Source organism: Amycolatopsis sp. GM8, assembly GCF_021653975.1.
Taxonomy (GTDB): Bacteria; Actinomycetota; Actinomycetes; order Mycobacteriales; family Pseudonocardiaceae; genus Amycolatopsis_E.
Window position 1 is genome coordinate 170022 of record NZ_JAJKFK010000010.1, and the last position, 16892, is coordinate 186913.

A 16892-nucleotide genomic window follows, 5' to 3' on the forward strand; every position below is an offset into this window, starting at 1 on the left:
CGACAGCAAACGGCAGGAGGCCACCCCATGGACACCCGATTCGACATGCTCGGCAACGAGCTCGCCGCGAAGTTCGCCAAGCGGTTCGCCAACGCGGCACTGGTGATCCACCAGTCGCCGCTGCCGGCGTCCACCCAGGAACTGGTGTCGCTGCGCGCGAGCCAGCTCAACGGCTGCGGCTGGTGCGTCGACATGCACACCAAGGAGGCACTGGCCGCGGGCGAGTCGCCGGTGCGGCTCAACCTGGTCGCCGCCTGGCGCGAGTCGACCGTGTTCACCGAGGCGGAGCAGGCCGCGCTGGCGTTCGCCGAGGAGGGCACCCGGCTCGCCGACGCCTACCAGGGCGTGTCCGACGAGACCTGGGCCTTGGTGCGCAAGCACTACGACGAGGACCAGCTCGCCGCACTGGTCTGCCTGACGTCCCTGATCAACGCGGCCAACCGGCTTGCCGTGATCGTGCACCAGAAGGGCGGTTCGTACGAGGCCGGCATGTTCGCCGCCATGACGAACTGAGCAGACCCGGCGGCCATGCGGGCATTCAGGTGATTGTGGAACCAAATGCCCGCATGGTTACGTCGTAACCTCGACTGTCGAGGGGGTCATCATGGCGGACGGGAATCCGCTGGTCGCGCAGGCGCAGTCGCAGACCACCGCTGTCACGGGGATCGGCATCGCGGAGTCGGCGAGCGATCTGGCCAACGGTGTCAAGGACGGTTCGTGGGTCGAGTTCGGTATGGGCGCGCTCGGCGTGGGCATGGAAGCGCTGTCGATGGTGATGGATCCGATCGGCACGCTGGCGCAGTACGGAGCGTCGTGGCTGATCGAGCACGTGCAGCCGTTGAAGGAGGCGCTCGACTGGCTCGCGGGGAACCCGCCGGTGATCCAGTCCTACGCCGACACCTGGGGGAACGTCGCGAAGGAGGTCAACGCGGTCGCCGGTGACCTCGCGAACGAAGCGAAGACCGGCACCGCGGGCTGGACCGGCGGCGGTGGCGACGCGTATCGCCAGCACGTCGCGGAACAGACGGACGCGATCGCGGGGGCCTCGACGCTCGCGGACGGGATCTCCACCGGCGTGATGGTGATGGGCCAGGTCGTCGCCATGGTGCGGGAAACCGTGCGCGACCTGGTGGCCGAGCTGGTCGGCAAGCTGATCTCGTGGGTGCTCGAAGAGGCCTGCACGCTCGGCTTCGCGACCCCGCTGGTGGCGGCGCAGGCGACGACGGCGATCACGAGCACCATCTCGAAGGTCTCGGACCTGGTGCGCAAGCTGATCAAGACGATCGGCAACGTGACGCCGAAGATCCGCAAGATCGTCGACAAGCTCGGTGAGATCATCGAGAAGCTTTCCAAGCTGGGCAAGAAGTTCGCCCGCCGCGCGGACGGCGCCACCACCCCGTCGGCGGCGCATCACATCGACTCGCCGGACGTGCACGCGCCCGACACGCCGCACACCCCGGACGCGCCGGATTCGCCGGACCTGCCCGACGGCACCACTCCGTCGGGCACGCACAGCGGCGACGGCACCCCCGCCGGTTCCGACGGTTCGGTCAAGAACAGCGTCGACGACACGAAGACCGACTCGCGTGAAGGCGAATGCCTGCCGGGCTCGGGCGACCCCGTGGACCTGGCCACCGGGCAGATGTTCACCACGCAGCTCGACGTCGAGCTGCCCGGCATGCTGCCGCTGATCGTCAAGCGCACACATTTCTCGTCCTACCGTGCCGGGCGGTTCTTCGGCCGGTCCTGGGCGTCCACTGTGGACCAGCGCATCGAGGTCGAGGGCGACGGCGTCTACTTCGCCGACGACGGCGGGGTGCGGCTGATCTACCCGATGCCGGCGCCGGGCGGGGAACCGGTGTTCGCCGTGGACGGGCCCCGCTGGGAACTGTCCCTTGTGGACGGTGAGTTCCGCATCCGGCAGCCGGAGAACGGGCGCACGCTGAGCTTCCTGGCGGGCGACGGGCACGTGCACCCGCTGGGTTCGATCGTCAACCGCAGCGGGCACTGGATCGACTTCGACTACGACGCGAACCTGGCGCCCACCGAGATCCGGCACTCCGGCGGCTACCGGATCAAGGTCGAGACATCCGGCCGGCAGGTCACCAAGCTGTCGATGGCCGGCCCGGGCGGCGACCTCGATCTCATCGCCTACCACTACGACGAGTCCGGCAATCTCACCGAGATCGTGAACTCCTCGAACCGGCCGATGCGCTTCGACTACGACCTCGCGGGCCGCATCACGCGCTGGCAGGACAGCAACGGCGAGTGGTACCGCTACCACTTCGACGACCGCGGGCGCTGCGTGCGGGCCGAGGGCTCGGGCGGCGCGCTCGCCGGAACCTGGGACTACGACGAGGAATACCCGATCACCCGGTACACGAACTCGCTCGGCGAGACCACCGAGTACCACCTCAACGAGCGCAACCAGATCGTCCGCCGGATCGACCCGCTCGGCGCCGTCACCACCCAGGAATGGGACCGGTTCGACCACCGGCTCGCGATCACCGACCCGCTCGGCCGCACCACCCGGCACACCTACGACGACGAGGGCCACCTCGTCACGATCACCCGGCCCGACGGCTCGCAGGCGCTGGCCGAATACAACGAACTCGGGCTGCCGGTCGCGGTGGTCGAGCCGGACGGTTCCGGCTGGCGCTACAGCTATGACGAGCAGGGCAACCTCACGTCGGTCACCGATCCCGCCGGCGCGACCACGCGGTACGACTACGACGGCACCGGCGGTCTCGTCGCGGTCACCGACGCGACCGGCGCCGTCCGCCGCCTGCGCAACAACGCGGCGGGACTGCCGCTGGCTTCCGTCGACGCGCTCGGCGCCACCACCAGTTACGAACGCGACCAGTTCGGCCGGATCGTGGCGCTCACCGATCCGGCGGGCCACACTCACCGGCAGGCCTGGACGATCGAGGGCAACCTGTTGTCCCGCACGCTTCCCGACGGCACGACGGCCCGCTGGCGGCACGACGGCGAAGGCAACCAGATCGAGTACACCGACCCGCTGGGCCGCGTCAGCACCACCAGCACCACGCATTTCGACCTGCCCGCCGACGAGATCGCGCCCGACGGGTCCCGCCTCGAATTCGGTTACGACACCGAACTGCGGCTGGTCTCGGTCACCAACCAGCAGGGCCGGGTCTGGCGCTACCACTACGACGCGGCCGGAAACCTCGTCTCCGAAACGGATTTCAACGACCGCACCGTGCGGTACGCCTACGACGCCGCGGGGCAGCTCGTCGCGCGCACCAACGCGGCGGGCCAGACCACGAGGTTCGTCCGCGACCCGCTGGGCAACATCGTCGAACGGTATTCCGGCGAATCGGTCGCCACCTTCGAGTACGACCCGATCGGCCGCCTGCGGCGGGCGCGCAACGCCGACGCGGAACTCGTCTACCAGCGCGACGCGCTGGGCCGTGTGCTGGCCGAGACCGTCAACGGGCACACCGTCGCGTCCGGGTACGACACGCTCGGCCGCCGCGTGTACCGCCGCACCCCGACCGGGGCGGAGAGCCGCTGGCGCTACGACGGCGCGGGCCGCCCGGTGGCGCTGGAAACCGCGGGCCGCACCGTCACCTTCGGCTACGACTCCTCCGGCCGCGAGATCGAGCGGCTCCTGGACACCGGCACGATCCTCGCCCAGGCCTGGGACGCGAACAGCAGGCTGACCGAGCAGACAGTGTCCACTGTGGCCAGAACCCGGCAGCCGCGGCTGATCCAGCGCCGCGGCTACCACTACCGCGCGGACGGCCTGCTCGACGCCGTCGAGGACCGGATCCAGGGCGCCCGCCGGTTCGAGCTCGACGAAGCCGGGCGCGTCACCGCCGTGACCGGCAGCGGCTGGACCGAGCAGTACACCTACGACGCGTCCGGTCAGCTGGCCGCCGCCCGCGCCCCGGGCGACGCCACCGAGCAGGGGCCGCGAGAGTTCGACGGCACGCTCGTCCGGCGCGCGGGCAACGTGCACTACCAGCACGACGCCCAGGGCCGGGTGGTGCTGCGGCAGAAACGGCGGCTGTCGGCGAAACCCGACACCTGGCACTACACCTGGGACGCCGACGACCGGCTCGTCGCCGTGGTGACCCCGGACGGCAGCCGGTGGGCCTACCGGTACGACCCGCTCGGCCGCCGGATCGCCAAGCAGCGGCTCACCCCGGACGGCACCCGCGTCGCCGAGCAGGTCAACTTCCACTGGGACGCGGTCGTCATCGCCGAACAGGTCACCCTCGGCGGGAACGCGCTGACCTGGGACTGGGAGCCCGACAGCTTCCGCGTGATCGGCCAGACCGAGCGGACGTCCGCGCGGCACGCGCCGCAGGACTGGGTCGACCGGCAGTTCTACTCGATCATCACCGATCTCGTCGGCACCCCGACCGAACTCGTCGACCAGGCGGGCAATCTCGCCTGGCACGCCGACCGGACGTTGTGGGGCCAGGCGCTGGCCTCGCTCAACGCGACCACGTCCACGCCGCTGCGCTTCCCCGGCCAGTACTTCGACCCGGAAACGCAGCTGCACTACAACTATTCGCGCTACTACGACCCGGCGTCCGGCGGTTACGCCAGCGCGGACCCGCTCGGTCTCGGCGGCGGGTTCAACCCGCACAGCTACGTGCCCAACCCGCAGTTCTGGATCGACCCGTTCGGCCTCGCGAAACGCAAGAAATGCGAGGGCGAGACGGACGCGGTGGAGACGATGAGCGGCTGGCAGGGCAAGAAACCCGACCCGCCGAACATCACCCGCGCCGATCCGCAGGACGTGCTCGACCTGCAACAGGAGATCGGGCACCCGGCGAAACGCGCGGGCGCGATGGACCAGGGTGTGCCCGGCAAGTACTTCGCCTCGCACGCCGAGCGTCAGGCAGCCGTGCTGGACCCCGGTGCGCCCATTAGGATCAACCTGCCGATGTGCCCGGACTGCCAGGACTTCTTCAAGGCGCTCGCCGCGCACCGGCAACAGACGCAGATCGTGACCGAACCCGGTGGTATCACCAGGACCTTCCATCCAGACGGGAGCATGACAGTTGATTGACCCGGCCGTTCTCGACCGTCTCGCGGAGTCTCTGCCGGAGAACGGGGAACCGAGCTACGCCGACCGGATCGCCGTGCGCCGCGAGCTGGACGCGGAATCGTTGCTGCGCCTGGAAGAATCGTGCGCCCGCCGGGTCTTCCCGGTGTGGGAGGCGATGTTCACCGGCGACGAGCAGCCGGTGCGGGTGATGGAGGCCGCGCTGGCCGCCCGCTCGGGGCTGGCGCGTGAGCTCGGCGAATTGCGGGTGCACCTGGACAGCGCGTTCGACCGCGGTGACGAGGCCTTCGCCGCGATCTACGCCGGCAACGCCTGCTGGGCCGTCGCCCGCGACGCCGTCGGCGACGTGACCGAGGTGCCCGAGGGCGACGGCGAGTTGGAGGTCGACCCGGCTGAATGGTCGCCGTGCTTCTACGCCTCGATCGCCGAAGCGGGCGGCGCCGTCTGGGAAGAAGGCGTGGGCGACAACGAAAAGCGGCGCGCCTTCTGGCGCTGGTACCTGCTCGAGGCCGTGCCCGCCGCACAAGCCGGCTGATCCCCGCTCGATGCGCGCGTTCGTCGTCACCGCCCCCGGCGAAGCGGGCGTGAAAGAGGTCGAACCGCCGGTCGCGGTGGCGGGCGAGGTGGTCGTCGACGTCGAGCGGGTCGGGGTGTGCGGCACCGACGTCGAGTTCTTCACCGGCGAGATGCAGTACCTCCACGACGGCCACGCGCAGTTCCCCATGCGGCTCGGGCACGAGTGGACCGGCACGGTGCGCGCCGTCGGCGACGGAGTGGACCCGGGCTGGCTCGGCAAACGGGTCATCGGCGACACGATGCTCGGCTGCGGGAAATGCCGCCGCTGCCGCACCGGATACCAGCACGTCTGCGAGTTCCGCGCCGAGATCGGGATCCGCGGCGGCCGGCCGGGTGCGCTCGCCGAACAGCTGCCGGTGCCGGTCACGGCGCTGCACGAGCTGCCGGACACGGTCGGCGTCACGAGCGGGGCGCTCGTCGAGCCCGGTGGCAACGCGTTGCGCGCCGTGCGTGGCGCGGACCTGCGGCCCGGTGACCGGCTACTCGTGCTCGGACCAGGCACGATCGGTCTGCTCGCGGCCATGTTCGCCCGCGCCGCGGGGGCGGAGGTGCACGTACTGGGCCTGCCCGGCTCGCAGGATTTCGTGCGCTCGCTCGGTTTCGAGTACGCGTGGACCATGGAGTCGTTGCCGTGGCTGCCTTTCGATGCCGTGATCGACGCGTCGAACGCCCCGGCGCTGCCCGCGAGGGCCGTCGAACTCGTCGAACCGGGCAAACGGGTTGTCTACATTGGACTGTCCGGCAGCCCGAGCCGGATCGACACCCGGTCGCTGGCACTCAAGGACGTGACGGCCGTCGGCGTGCTCAGCGGGTCGCCCGGGCTGGCCGGGGCGATCGAGCACTACGCGCGCGGCGCGGTCGATCCACGGCCGCTCGTCGCCGCGACCGTCGGGCTCGACGAGGTCGCGTCCGTCCTCGCGGGCGAGCGGCCGGGTGCGGGCGGGCCGAAGATCCACGTCGATCCCCGGAAAACGCCCTGACGCAGCGGAAAACCTGCTAGCTTCGCGCGATGGCCAAGCGCATCGTGATCTGTTGTGACGGGACCTGGAACTCGCGGAAACAACCCGCCCCGACCAATGTCGTGCGAATCTCCGACGCGCTGGCGAAACGCGACGATCAGCTCGTCAACTACCACGAAGGCGTCGGCAACCAGTGGTACGACCGGTTTCTCGGTGGTGCGTTCGGGTTCGGGCTGTCCCACAACGTGCGTGACGCGTACCGGTTCGTGGCCGAGCACTACGAACCCGGCGACGAGCTGTTCCTCTTCGGGTACAGCCGCGGCGCGTACACCGCGCGCAGCACCGTCGGGTTCATCCGCAACTGCGGCGTGCTGCGGCGCGAGGAGCTCGGCCGGATCGACGAGGCGTACACCCTCTACCGCGATCGCGATCCCAGCACCCACCCCACGGAGGCCGAAGCGACGCGGTTCCGCAAGGACTACGCGGTCGAAGACGTGACGCCGATCCGCTTCATCGGGGTCTGGGACACCGTTGGCGCGCTGGGGATTCCGGTGAGCGGGCTGCCGCTGGTCGGCCTGATCAACCGGCAATGGCAGTTCCACGACACGAAGCTGACCAAGATCGTGGCGTCGGCGTTCCAGGCGCTGGCGATCGACGAGCAGCGCGGGCCGTTCGTACCCGCGATCTGGCAACCCGACGACGCGCCGGAGCAGGAACGCGAACAGGTCTGGTTCGCGGGCTGTCATGGTGACGTCGGTGGCGGGGTGCCGGATCCGACGCTGTCGGAGATCACGTTGCTGTGGATGATGGAGCAGGCTCGCCGCTGCGGGCTGGTGTTCGAGCCGGGTACGTTGCCGCAGCTCGATGCCGACGCCGCGCTGCGCGCCGTGCACAATTCGCGGACGTCGTACTACAAGCTGCTGAAACCGTTCGTGCGCACGCTCGGGGTCACCGACTCCGGCCACGAGTACGTGTCGTTCAAGACGGTCGAGCGCACCGAACGCGACCATTCGTACGCGCCGCAAAACCTGCTCGCGTACCTGCGGGGCGAACCGCAGTACCGCTAGCGGCGCCGTTCGACGACGGCACCGGTGAGCACCGCGACGACCACCGTCAGCGCGATGACCACCTCGGCCCACAGGAACGCGGTGTAGTCCAGGAGCGACCCGAGCGGCGGCGAACCCGGTGTGGACAAGCTGGACAGCCTCTTCGCGGTCGGCGTGGCGCCCGGCGGCGACAGCGGGCTCGACCTCCACCTCACCCGCTCCACCGCCGTGCTCGTCTTCGCTCTGTTCATGATGATGACCTTGCGGGCGCTGGCAATCGCGGTCGCAACGAGCGTGAGCAACACCGGCACCGGTTCTCCGTTGTACAGCGCGGCGAACTCGACGTGGGTGCGGTACCCGTCGAAGGGATAGTCGGTGACCGGGCCGCCGGACAGCGGGACCGGCAGGTCGCTGCCGGCGATGCGCTGATGCGCGGGGAGCAGCTGGTCGCCGCGCAGGCTCGACGAGGTCAGCAGCCGCAACTCGCCGGCCGGCGCGCTCCCGTCGTCCTCGCCGAGCCGCCCGCGCGGGATCACGAGCACGCGGAGCACGACCTCGCGCGCGGCGGCGTCCACCCGCTGGACCGTCGCGTACACGTCGACCCGATCCGGGCTGCCGGCCCCGATGGAATGCCAGGACTCGCCTGTGGTCCGGTCCACCGAGTGCAGCCAGAGCCCCAGCCCGACGGCGATCACCACGCCCGCGATACCGGCCGCGACGGCCCTTGAGATCACGAAGATCGATTGTGCGGGATCGGGCCTCGGCGCGCTTCCCGAGCTTATTGGCGTTGCCTGAGTTACTCAGCCGAGTTATTATCTACTCATGCAAGTACAAGTGGACCTCCAGCCCGAGCTGGGCCTGAGCGTCACCGAGGCGGCGCGGCGGGCGCAGCTCATCTCGGTCACCATCGCGGCGATCGCCGAGCTGGGCTACCGCAGGACGACGTTCGCCCGGATCAAGGAACGGGCGGGCCTGTCCAGCACCCGGATCATCGGCTACCACTTCGGCACCAAGGCCGGGCTGATGCAGGCGGTCGTGACGACCGTGCTGGGCATGAAGGAGAAGTTCCTCCAGGAGCGCGCGGGCGGCACCGCCGACCGCGGGGAGATGCTGCGCGCGCAGATCGAGACCGAGGTCGCGTTCCTGCGTGACTGCCCGGAATGCGTGAAGGTGCTGCGCGAGGTGGCGGCGAACGCGGACGATCCGGACGGCTGGTCCGTCGCCGGGCCGATGCTGAAGGACCTCCAGGCCGGCCAGATCGAGCGGCTGCTGCGACAGGGGCAACGCGAGCGCGCGTTCGGGAAGTTCGCCCCGGAGGTGATGGCCCGCACGATCGTGCACGCGATCGACGGCGCGGCCGAGGCGTTCGCCGCGGACCCGTCGCTGGACCTCGACGCCTACGCGAGTGAACTGGTCGAGACCTTCACCCGCGCGACGGGGTGACCGGCAGCCAGAGCCCGATCTCGCGGTGGTAGAACTCGACCAGGTGCCGGCTTTCGTCGGCGTCGGCGGCCGCCGGACCTCGGGCCCGATCCGCTCGTACACCCCGGGCGGTTCGCCCGTAAGGCGCTTGCACAGGTACGCGCCACCGGCGAGCGTGCCGGTCTCGAGACCGAACCGGTCGGCGGGATCGTCCTCGCGGACGGCGGCCGCGACGAGATAGTCCGGCTCCCGAACGACGCCGTAGAACTTGCGGCCGCGCAGCCCGACCCGGTCCTCGAGATCGCGCCAGCCTCGCTCCATGGCGGGCACCTCGTCGGCCCGACGAGGCGTCAGGCCAGCCGCTCCGTCAGCTTCGTCAATGCCTGTCCCAGCGGGAGATCCACCAGCACCCGGGCATGCGTGTCGCCGCGGGTGACGCCCTGGTTGATGATCAGCACCGGGGTGCCGGACTTCGCCGCGTGGCGGACGAAGCGCAGGCCGGACATGACCGTCAACGACGAGCCCAGCACCAGCAGCGCCCGGGCGTCGTCGACGAGCCGGTAGCACTCCTCGACCCGCTCCCGCGGCACGTTCTCGCCGAAGAACACCACGTCCGGCTTCAACACGCCCGACTCGCACGCGGTGCACGACACGAGCTGGAACTCCCGCACGACGTCGTCGGCCAGCTCGACGTCGCCGTCCGGGTTGATCCGGGTCGCGGCCGCGGCGAACGACGGGTTCGCCGCTCGCAACCGGCGGTCGAGCACCTCGCGAGCGCTGATGCGGCGGCAGCCCAGGCACACCACCCGGTCCAGGCTGCCGTGCAGCTCGATCACCGCACCGGTGCCCGCGGACTGGTGCAGCCCGTCGACGTTCTGCGTGATGACCCCCGACACGAACCCCCGCGCCGCCAGCGTCGCCACCGCCTGGTGCCCGGAGTTCGGCCGCGCCCGCGCGATCGTCCGCCAGCCGAGGTGGCTGCGCGCCCAGTACCGCTGCCGGCCCTCCTCGCTGGTGACGAACTCCTGGTACGTCATCGGCGTGTGCCGCCGCAGGCTGCCCTCGGCGCCGCGATAGTCCGGGATGCCGGATTCGGTGGACAGGCCCGCGCCGCTCAGGACCACGACACCGCCCTCGGCCACGGCGCGCACGACCTCGTCCAGATCGGTCGTGCGCGGTGCTGGTTCGCCGGTCGGCGTCCAGGTCAGGGTCGGTTTCGTCCGCACGCTGCCAGCTTACGGGCCGGTACGCGGTGCGATCCGGGGTGAAACTCCTTCGCCGTGCGGTATGCCGCGGTTGGGGTGACAATTCCGCCATGGCAGGTGGGGAGCAGGAGCCGACGCCGGTCTTCGACGCGGTGGTGGCGAGCGTACGGGCGACCGCTCAGGCGGAGCCGGAGCCCGAACAACAGGACACGAGCCCGGCGGAGATCGTCGCCGTCGGCTGAGCCTCGGCCGGGACTCCGGGTGCGCGGAAGCTGCCGTGCGCTCGGTCGAACGCGCCCCACGACCGTCCACATCGGACGGGAGCGCCGGAGTGTCAGGGGCGGATGCAGGCGAGCACGGCGGTCAGGCTCGGCAGCCAGCGGTTGTGCGTGTCGGGCGGGACGATCCAGTGGGTCAGCTGGTGCGGGACGCGTTCGTCCGGCAGTGGGATCGCGGTGCCGGCCGTGAGCACCCGCACGCCCGGGGGCAGCGCCCCCGGGGCGAGCACGTCGGCCTCGACCAGCAGGATCACCACCGCGCCGTGCTTGGTCGGGATGGAGACGGCCGGCCCCGCGCAGCCCTGCCGCGCCACGCTCGCCAGCACCCGCTCCGAGATCGACCGGGGAATCGCGATCGCGCCGATGCCCGAGCCGGTGACCAGGGTGAGCGCCCCGTTCTCCCAGCGCACCGGCCAGCCGAAGACGCGCCGGTAGTCCAGCGCACCGGTCCCGGCCTCCCGCTGAATGGTCATCATCGTCCCTCCGGCCGCGTCCTTGATGCCTGTCCCGATCCTAACGGCACTGAGTGCCTTTAGCAACCGCGCCTGCTAGCTTCGAGGGCATGTCCGTCGAGTCCCGGCAAGCGCCGCGTCCCCGTGCCGGCCGCACCACGGCCGGGCGCCGCAGGCTCCGTCACGCCCTCACCGTCGCGGCCATCGACCTGTTCGGAGACAACGGGTACGACGCCACCACGGTCGACGAGATCGCCGCCGCCGCGGGCGTCGGGCGGCGCACCTTCTTCCGGTACTTCCGGTCGAAGGAGGACGCGATCTTCCCCGACCACGAGGAGGTGCTCGGCGACATCGAGCGCTCGCTCGCCTCCGCGGCGCCGGCACAGGACCCGGTGAGCGTCGCGTGCACGGCGGTGCGCCTCGTGCTCGACTACTACGTCGCCGACCCCGACGTGTCGGTGAAACGCTTCGCCCTCACCAGAACCGTGCCGTCACTGCGGGATCGCGAGGTCGCCACCGTCGACCGCTACCAGCGTGTGTTCGCGAGCTATCTGCGGGAGCGGTTCGAGGCGGCCGGCGACCCGGCGGCCGGGCTGCGGGCGTCCGTCGCCGCGGCCGCGATCGCGGCGGCGAACAACCACGTGCTGCGGCGGTGGCTGCGCGGCGGCGGCAAGCACGACATCCAGGCCGACGCCACCGAGGCGTTCCAGCTCGTCGTCGACGCGTTCTCCGCGCCGGGCAAGGAAAACGAGCGGACCGTGGTCGCGGTGATGGCGTCCACGGCGTCGATGGCGGAGGTCGTTCAGCAGATTTCGGTGGCGTTACGGCCGGAGCACTGACTGGCACTGAGTGCCGCTAGCACTTACTGGCCCGCGTTCAGCGGGCAGGCGATAGGCTGCGAGACGACTTCTTTCTTGAGACCTCGCCCGTTCGGACGCGGTGCGCCGCCTGCTTTCCCGAGGAGGAAGATCGGTTGTTCGCACGTATTTCCCGGCTCGCGGCCAGGGTCGCGGATCCCGGCCGGTTCGCCGGGGTGGACGAGCTGCGCGCACGGATCGAAGAGCTCGCGCACGAGCACCCCGAGACGGCCGCGGTACGCCGGATCGGCACCTCCCGGCTCGGGGAGCCGCTGTGGTGCCTGACCGTCCACGGTGGACCGAAGCAGGTGGTGGTGGTCGCGGCCGTGCACCCGAACGAGCCGATCGGCGGCCTGACCTCGGTCGAGCTGGCGCGAGTCCTGCTGGCGGACCCCGGCTTGCGCGACGAGCTGGGCTGTACCTGGCAGATCGTGCCGTGCATCGATCCCGACGGCACCCGGCTCAACGAGCCGTGGTTCACCCGGGCGATGACCCTGGAGTCCTACGGCCGCTCGTTCTACCGGCCCGCGCCGGACGAGCAGGTCGAGTGGAGTTTTCCGTTCTCGTACAAGGGATTCTTCTTCGACCGGGTGATGCCGGAGACGATCGCGCTGATGCGGCTGATCGACGAGACCCGCCCGGCGCTGCTGTGCTCACTCCACAATGGAGAGTACGGCGGCGTGTTCTACTACCTGAGCCACACCAGTGACGTGCTCAACCGCCAGCTCGCCGCGCTCCCGGCGGGCCTCGGGCTCCCGCTGCAGACCGGCGAGGGCGAGGCCGCGTTCATCGAGCAGATCGCGCCCGCTGTGTTCCGGAACTTCACCGCCGAGCAGGAGTGCGACTTCATGCTGGCGCTGGGCATCGACCCGGCGCGGCGCACCGCCGGGGCGTCCAGCGGGGCCTACGCGGCCCGATACGGAACCGCTTACCTGGCAACGGAAGTCCCGTACTGGGCGGACGGCGACGCCGATGACCACACCCCGATCGGGATGTCGTACGCGGCCCTGCTCGCCGAGCGGGGCAAGCGCATGGAGGAGACCGCGAAAACGCTTTCCGGGATCCTCGACTGCGTGCGCGCGGACCTCACCGCGCGCTCGCCGTTCCTGCGCGCCACCGAGGCTTTCGTGCCGTACCTGGAGGATGCGGCGGGGTCCGATCTCGCCCGTGCCGCCCTGCCCGACGCCGACCGGCCCGCGGTCGTCGCCGAGCGGTTCCGGTCCACGTCGAGCCTCCAGTCCGCCCGGATCCGGTTCGGCGGGATGCTGCTGCGGGCGCTGGCGGGGGAGCTCGCCATCGGCAACGGGACCCCGGCCATCCGCGCCGGGCACGGCCGGCTCGGCGAGGTCTACGCCGGCTGGCTCGCGGAAGCCGATATGCCGCAGGCGATCCCGCTGGCCAAGCTGGTCGGGGTCCAGCTCGGCGCGATCCTGTCGACCGCGACGACGATAGCCTTAACGGCATGATCGACCTCCTGATCGAGGACGCGACCGTGCTCACGATGAACCCGGCGCGGCCGCGGGCCACCCGGGTGGGCATCTGGCAGGGCCGTCTCGCCGGCGTCGACGACGAGCTGGACGGGATGGCGGCGCGGCGCACGATCCGCCTCGGCGGCGCGACCGTGCTGCCCGGGTTCGTCGACGCGCACACGCACCTGGTGTGGTCGGGTATGAGCCAGGGCGGCACCGACCTGACCGGCCTGCGCGAGCGCGCCGAGGTGCTCGCAGTGCTGCGCCGGGCGTGCGCCGCGGCGAGCCCGGGCGACTGGGTGGAGGTGACCGGCTACGACCAGCGCGCCATCGGCGGGCATCTGACCACCACCGAGCTGGACGCGGTCGCGGACGGGCGGAAGCTGTGGCTGCAGCACACCTCCGGGCACGCGGGCGTGGTGAACAGTGCGATCCTCGACGGCCTGGACGCCGACCACGACAACGGGCTGCTGCTCGAACGCGCCCACACCGCCGTGCGCGAGGCGAGGTTGCCGTACCGGGTGAGCGAACTCGTCGACGCGATCGAGCGCGCCGGGCGCACCTGCCTGGCACAGGGCATCACGACCTGTGCCGAGGCCGGGATCGGCGGCGGGCTGATCGCCACGCCGCCGGTCGAGGTCGCGGCGTACCAGGCGGCGCGGGAGGCCGGGCGGCTGCCGGTGCGGACCCAGCTGATGGTCGCGTCCGACGGGCTGCGCGATCTCGCCGGACATCCCGGCGACGGCATCACCCGTGGCATCGATCTCGGACTGCGCACCGGGTTCGGCGACGAGACGCTGAGCATCGGGGCGCTCAAAGTGTGGCTCGACGGCGGCATCATGGCCCGCACCGCCGCGCTGACCGAGTCCTATGTGGACAGCGATAGCGCCGGGCAGCTGCAGGAGGATCCGGCGGTCCTGCGGCAGATCATCATCGACGGGCACCTCGCGGGCTGGCAGCTCGCCGTGCACGCGATCGGCGACCGCGCACTGGACATCGCACTCGGCGCGATCGCCGAGGCACAGGCCCGCAAGCCCCGCTCGGACGCCCGGCACCGCATCGAGCACTGCGGCGTGGTCCGGCCCGATCAGCTCGAACCCTTGGCGCGGCTCGGCCTCACCGCCGTGATCCAGCCGGAGTTCCTGTGGGACAACGGCGACGACTACTCCGGCGTGCTCGGCCCGGAGCGCGCGGGCTGGCTCTACCGCGGGCGCGCGTTCCTCGACGCCGGGATCCCGGTCGCGTCCAGTTCGGACCGTCCCGTCACCGGGGGAGCGCCGCTGCGGGCCATCCAGTTCATGGTCGAACGTCGGTCCAACACCGGGCGGCCCGTCGGTCCCGGCGAGAAGCTGACCGTCGGGGAAGCGCTTTCCGCGGCGACGATCGGCGCCGCCCGCGCCTGCCGCCGCGAACACCTGTCCGGCACCGTCGAAGCCGGCAAGCTCGCGGATCTCGTTGTCCTGGAACGGAATCCGCTCGACGTGCCGGTGCCGGAGCTGGCCGGTACCGGGGTGCGCGCGACGCTGCTCGGCGGCGAGGTGGTCTACGGCGCGCTGTGACCGGGCCGCCAGGGCACGAGCGCGGAGGTGTGGCGCTGGTACTCGGCGTACTCCGGGTACCGGTGCACGCTGATGCTCTCGGTGAACCGGGTCGAACCGAGGAACAGCAGCGTCAGCAGCACTGCCCCGGCCACCGTCCACTGCCACGGCGAACCGGCGGCCGCCGCGCCGAATCCGAACACCACCCACCACTGCAGCTGCTCGAAGAAGAAGTTCGGGTGCCGCGAATAGCGGAACAGCCCGGTCCGCACGAACCGCGCGGCGGGTTCGCGGCCCGCGTCGAGCTCCGCGCGCTTGCGCCGCTGGAAGGTCCACTGCTGCTGGTCGGCGATCGTCTCACCGGCCAGGAAAGCCAGGAACAGCACGGCCAGCACCGCGTCCCACGCGCCGAACGGCGAGCGGTGTCGCAGCGCCGTGTAGGCGGGGAGCGCGATCAGCAGCAGGATGATGTTCTGGTACAGCGAGATGAAGAAGAAGTTGAACAGCTGGAACTGCCATGGCTTCAGCCGGGCCCGCAGCACACCCCAGCGGTAGTCCTCGCCGCCGGGCGCGTACCCGCCCTTGCGCGCGTAGTTGAAGGTGAGCCGGGCGCCCCACAATGTGACGAGCGCGAACAGCACGTCGAGGCGGGCGTCGGCGAACCCCGCGCCCGCCGCGAACACGGCGACGTAGGCGATCGGCACGAGCGACCAGATCCGGTCGACCCAGGAGTATTCCCTCGTCGCGAGCGAGAGCAGCCAGGTGCCGAGCACCACGCCGCCGAAGATGTACACGCAGAGCAGGAGCACATGGTCACTTTACGATGTTCGTCCATGACCACTCTGCCGCTGCGCCGGCGCGGGATCGACATCTTCTTCGCGATCGTGTTCACGGCGTTCACCGTCACGTCGCTGATCAGCGACCTGCTGCCGACGGTGGGGGTGGACTTCTCGCACGCGTCCGGGAACTTCTTCGTCAACTCCAACTACTGGTACGCCCACGACACCGATCCGCTGTTCATGGACCCGCCGTCGTGGATGCGGATCATCACCGGGCTGTCCGCGTTCGGGTACATGCCGTTCTACCTGGTGCTCGTGTACGCGCTGGTCACCGGACGAGAGTGGATCCAGCTGCCGGCGGTCATCTACGCGACGATGATCGTCACGCTCACCGGGATCGTCGTGTTCGGCGTCGAGTTCTTCGGCGAGCCGCAGTGGCGCACCCCGAACCCGGCGAAGTTCCTCGCGTTCAACCTGCCGTACGTGCTGGTGCCGCTCCTGCTACTGGTGCGCATGCGCAAGCCGGCGCCCTTCACCCGCCGGTTCTGACGCGGCGGAAGCCCCACCCCGGCAGCCCGCTAAGTGCCGGTACTCATCGTGATCCGCCACAGCCGGCGCGGCAGGTCGCCTTCGCTGAACGGATGCACTTCGCGCAGCCGCCAGCCTTCGGCGAGTGCGTCGACCAGCTCGCGAGAGAAGAAGTGCACGGCGAAGCCACCGTGCTCGAAGATGTCGTCGCCGTGGGCGACACCGGCGCCGTAGTGCGCGTCGCCGGTGTGCCGCACGGTGTAGACGAAGGTGCCGCCGGGCACGAGCACACGCCGGACCTCGGCGACGGCGGTGTGGATCTGCGGTGTGGTCAACGCCATACACAACAGCATGTGTGCGAACACCCCGTCGACGGAGGAATCGGGCAGCGGCAACGGATCGCGCACGTCGTGCTCGTGCGTGTGCACCCGCTCGTCCCCTGCGGCCGCCTTCCGCAGTTGGGCGAGACCGGTCGCGCTGAAGTCCGTGGCGTGCACGACGAAGCCGCGGCGGGCGAAGAACAGTGCGTCCCGGCCGTGCCCGGCGCCCAGCTCCAGCACCGTTTTCGCGCCGGCGAAGACCCCGGCGGCGTACACGGCGGGCGCGGACGGCTCCGCGCCGTACATACCGGGGTGCTCGTCGTAGGTGCGCTGCCAGTGCCGGCGCTGCGCCGCCGCGAGGTCTTCGTCCTGTTCGGCCATATTGCGCCCTTCGTGACCGCGGAAATTGTGCGCTGCGGCGG

The 16892-nt window shown here is 70.6% G+C and carries 17 protein-coding genes and 1 pseudogene; 12 read left to right on the forward strand and 6 right to left on the reverse strand.

Translation table 11 applies throughout. From position 1 onward, the window contains the following. Positions 1-27 precede the first annotated feature (27 nt). The 5 genes from LOZ83_RS35225 (at position 28) to LOZ83_RS35245 (ending at position 7643) form a co-directional block, all read left to right on the forward strand. Positions 28-513 carry a carboxymuconolactone decarboxylase family protein gene (locus tag LOZ83_RS35225; protein ID WP_236796192.1) on the forward strand — a complete coding sequence of 162 codons (486 nt, stop codon included), beginning with the start codon at positions 28-30 and terminating at the stop codon, positions 511-513. Positions 514-604: 91 nt separating this feature from the next. Beyond that, complete coding sequence (locus LOZ83_RS35230; protein ID WP_236796193.1) at positions 605-5044, forward strand: RHS repeat-associated core domain-containing protein; 4440 nt, start codon at positions 605-607, stop codon at positions 5042-5044. After that, positions 5037-5576 (forward strand): Imm5 family immunity protein, encoded by a 540-nt coding sequence (locus LOZ83_RS35235; RefSeq protein ID WP_236796194.1) that lies wholly within the window; start codon positions 5037-5039, stop codon positions 5574-5576. Before LOZ83_RS35230 ends, LOZ83_RS35235 begins: the two co-directional genes overlap by 8 nt. 10 nt (positions 5577-5586) lie before the next feature. Then, positions 5587-6597: a zinc-binding dehydrogenase gene (locus LOZ83_RS35240; RefSeq protein ID WP_236796195.1), complete on the forward strand. Its 1011-nt coding sequence runs from the start codon at positions 5587-5589 to the stop codon at positions 6595-6597. 29 nt (positions 6598-6626) lie between these two features. Next, complete coding sequence (locus tag LOZ83_RS35245; protein ID WP_236796196.1) at positions 6627-7643, forward strand: DUF2235 domain-containing protein; 1017 nt, start codon at positions 6627-6629, stop codon at positions 7641-7643. Here LOZ83_RS35245 and LOZ83_RS40940 read toward each other — a convergent pair. Continuing rightward, the gene (locus LOZ83_RS40940; RefSeq protein ID WP_374202759.1) at positions 7640-7873 is read right to left on the reverse strand and encodes a DUF4436 family protein; all 234 of its coding nucleotides are present in this window, start codon (positions 7871-7873) and stop codon (positions 7640-7642) included. The two genes, LOZ83_RS35245 and LOZ83_RS40940, sit on opposite strands and share 4 nt — an antisense overlap. On the opposite strand from LOZ83_RS40940, the gene LOZ83_RS40945 reads away from it, so the two are divergent. Next, positions 7797-7994, forward strand: a complete 198-nt coding sequence (locus LOZ83_RS40945; RefSeq protein ID WP_374202760.1) for a DUF4436 family protein — start codon at positions 7797-7799, stop codon at positions 7992-7994. The genes LOZ83_RS40940 and LOZ83_RS40945 overlap by 77 nt on opposite strands. On the opposite strand, the pseudogene LOZ83_RS40950 reads toward LOZ83_RS40945, so the two are convergent. Next, positions 7919-8356, reverse strand: a pseudogene (locus LOZ83_RS40950) (DUF4436 family protein); the annotation flags it as partial. The gene LOZ83_RS40945 and the pseudogene LOZ83_RS40950 overlap by 76 nt on opposite strands. Before the next feature lie 88 nt (positions 8357-8444). Here LOZ83_RS40950 and LOZ83_RS35255 point away from each other — a divergent pair. Continuing rightward, positions 8445-9065: a TetR/AcrR family transcriptional regulator gene (locus tag LOZ83_RS35255; protein ID WP_236796198.1), complete on the forward strand. Its 621-nt coding sequence runs from the start codon at positions 8445-8447 to the stop codon at positions 9063-9065. Between the two features lie 329 nt (positions 9066-9394). Here LOZ83_RS35255 and LOZ83_RS35260 read toward each other — a convergent pair whose 3' ends face one another. Then, on the reverse strand, positions 9395-10270 hold the full coding sequence (locus LOZ83_RS35260; protein WP_236796199.1) for an NAD-dependent protein deacetylase: 876 nt from the start codon (positions 10268-10270) through the stop codon (positions 9395-9397). An 89-nt stretch (positions 10271-10359) separates the two neighbouring features. Here LOZ83_RS35260 and LOZ83_RS40195 point away from each other — a divergent pair, with 89 nt between their 5' ends. Then, complete coding sequence (locus LOZ83_RS40195; RefSeq protein WP_255826621.1) at positions 10360-10491, forward strand: hypothetical protein; 132 nt, start codon at positions 10360-10362, stop codon at positions 10489-10491. A 92-nt stretch (positions 10492-10583) separates the two neighbouring features. On the opposite strand, the gene LOZ83_RS35265 is transcribed toward LOZ83_RS40195, so the two are convergent. Further along, positions 10584-11003 carry a hypothetical protein gene (locus LOZ83_RS35265; protein ID WP_236796200.1) on the reverse strand — a complete coding sequence of 140 codons (420 nt, stop codon included), beginning with the start codon at positions 11001-11003 and terminating at the stop codon, positions 10584-10586. Positions 11004-11089: 86 nt separating this feature from the next. Between LOZ83_RS35265 and LOZ83_RS35270 the strand changes: the two genes are divergently transcribed. From LOZ83_RS35270 to LOZ83_RS35280, 3 genes are all read left to right on the forward strand, one after another. Continuing rightward, positions 11090-11818 (forward strand): TetR family transcriptional regulator, encoded by a 729-nt coding sequence (locus tag LOZ83_RS35270; RefSeq protein ID WP_236796201.1) that lies wholly within the window; start codon positions 11090-11092, stop codon positions 11816-11818. Between the two features lie 134 nt (positions 11819-11952). Next, positions 11953-13302, forward strand: coding sequence for a M14 family zinc carboxypeptidase (locus LOZ83_RS35275; RefSeq protein ID WP_236796202.1), 1350 nt, complete (start codon positions 11953-11955; stop codon positions 13300-13302). Beyond that, entirely contained in the window at positions 13299-14864 is a 1566-nt protein-coding gene (locus LOZ83_RS35280; protein WP_236796203.1) for an amidohydrolase, read from the forward strand. Before LOZ83_RS35275 ends, LOZ83_RS35280 begins: the two co-directional genes overlap by 4 nt. Here the strand turns inward: LOZ83_RS35280 and LOZ83_RS35285 are convergent. Then, positions 14849-15652, reverse strand: a complete 804-nt coding sequence (locus tag LOZ83_RS35285; protein ID WP_236796204.1) for a DUF1295 domain-containing protein — start codon at positions 15650-15652, stop codon at positions 14849-14851. The genes LOZ83_RS35280 and LOZ83_RS35285 overlap by 16 nt on opposite strands. Before the next feature lie 24 nt (positions 15653-15676). Here LOZ83_RS35285 and LOZ83_RS35290 point away from each other — a divergent pair, with 24 nt between their 5' ends. Then, positions 15677-16171, forward strand: coding sequence for an emopamil-binding family protein (locus tag LOZ83_RS35290; RefSeq protein ID WP_236796205.1), 495 nt, complete (start codon positions 15677-15679; stop codon positions 16169-16171). A 29-nt stretch (positions 16172-16200) separates the two neighbouring features. On the opposite strand, the gene LOZ83_RS35295 is transcribed toward LOZ83_RS35290, so the two are convergent. Next, positions 16201-16851 carry a class I SAM-dependent methyltransferase gene (locus LOZ83_RS35295; RefSeq protein WP_236796206.1) on the reverse strand — a complete coding sequence of 217 codons (651 nt, stop codon included), beginning with the start codon at positions 16849-16851 and terminating at the stop codon, positions 16201-16203. Between the last annotated feature and the right edge of the window lie 41 nt (positions 16852-16892).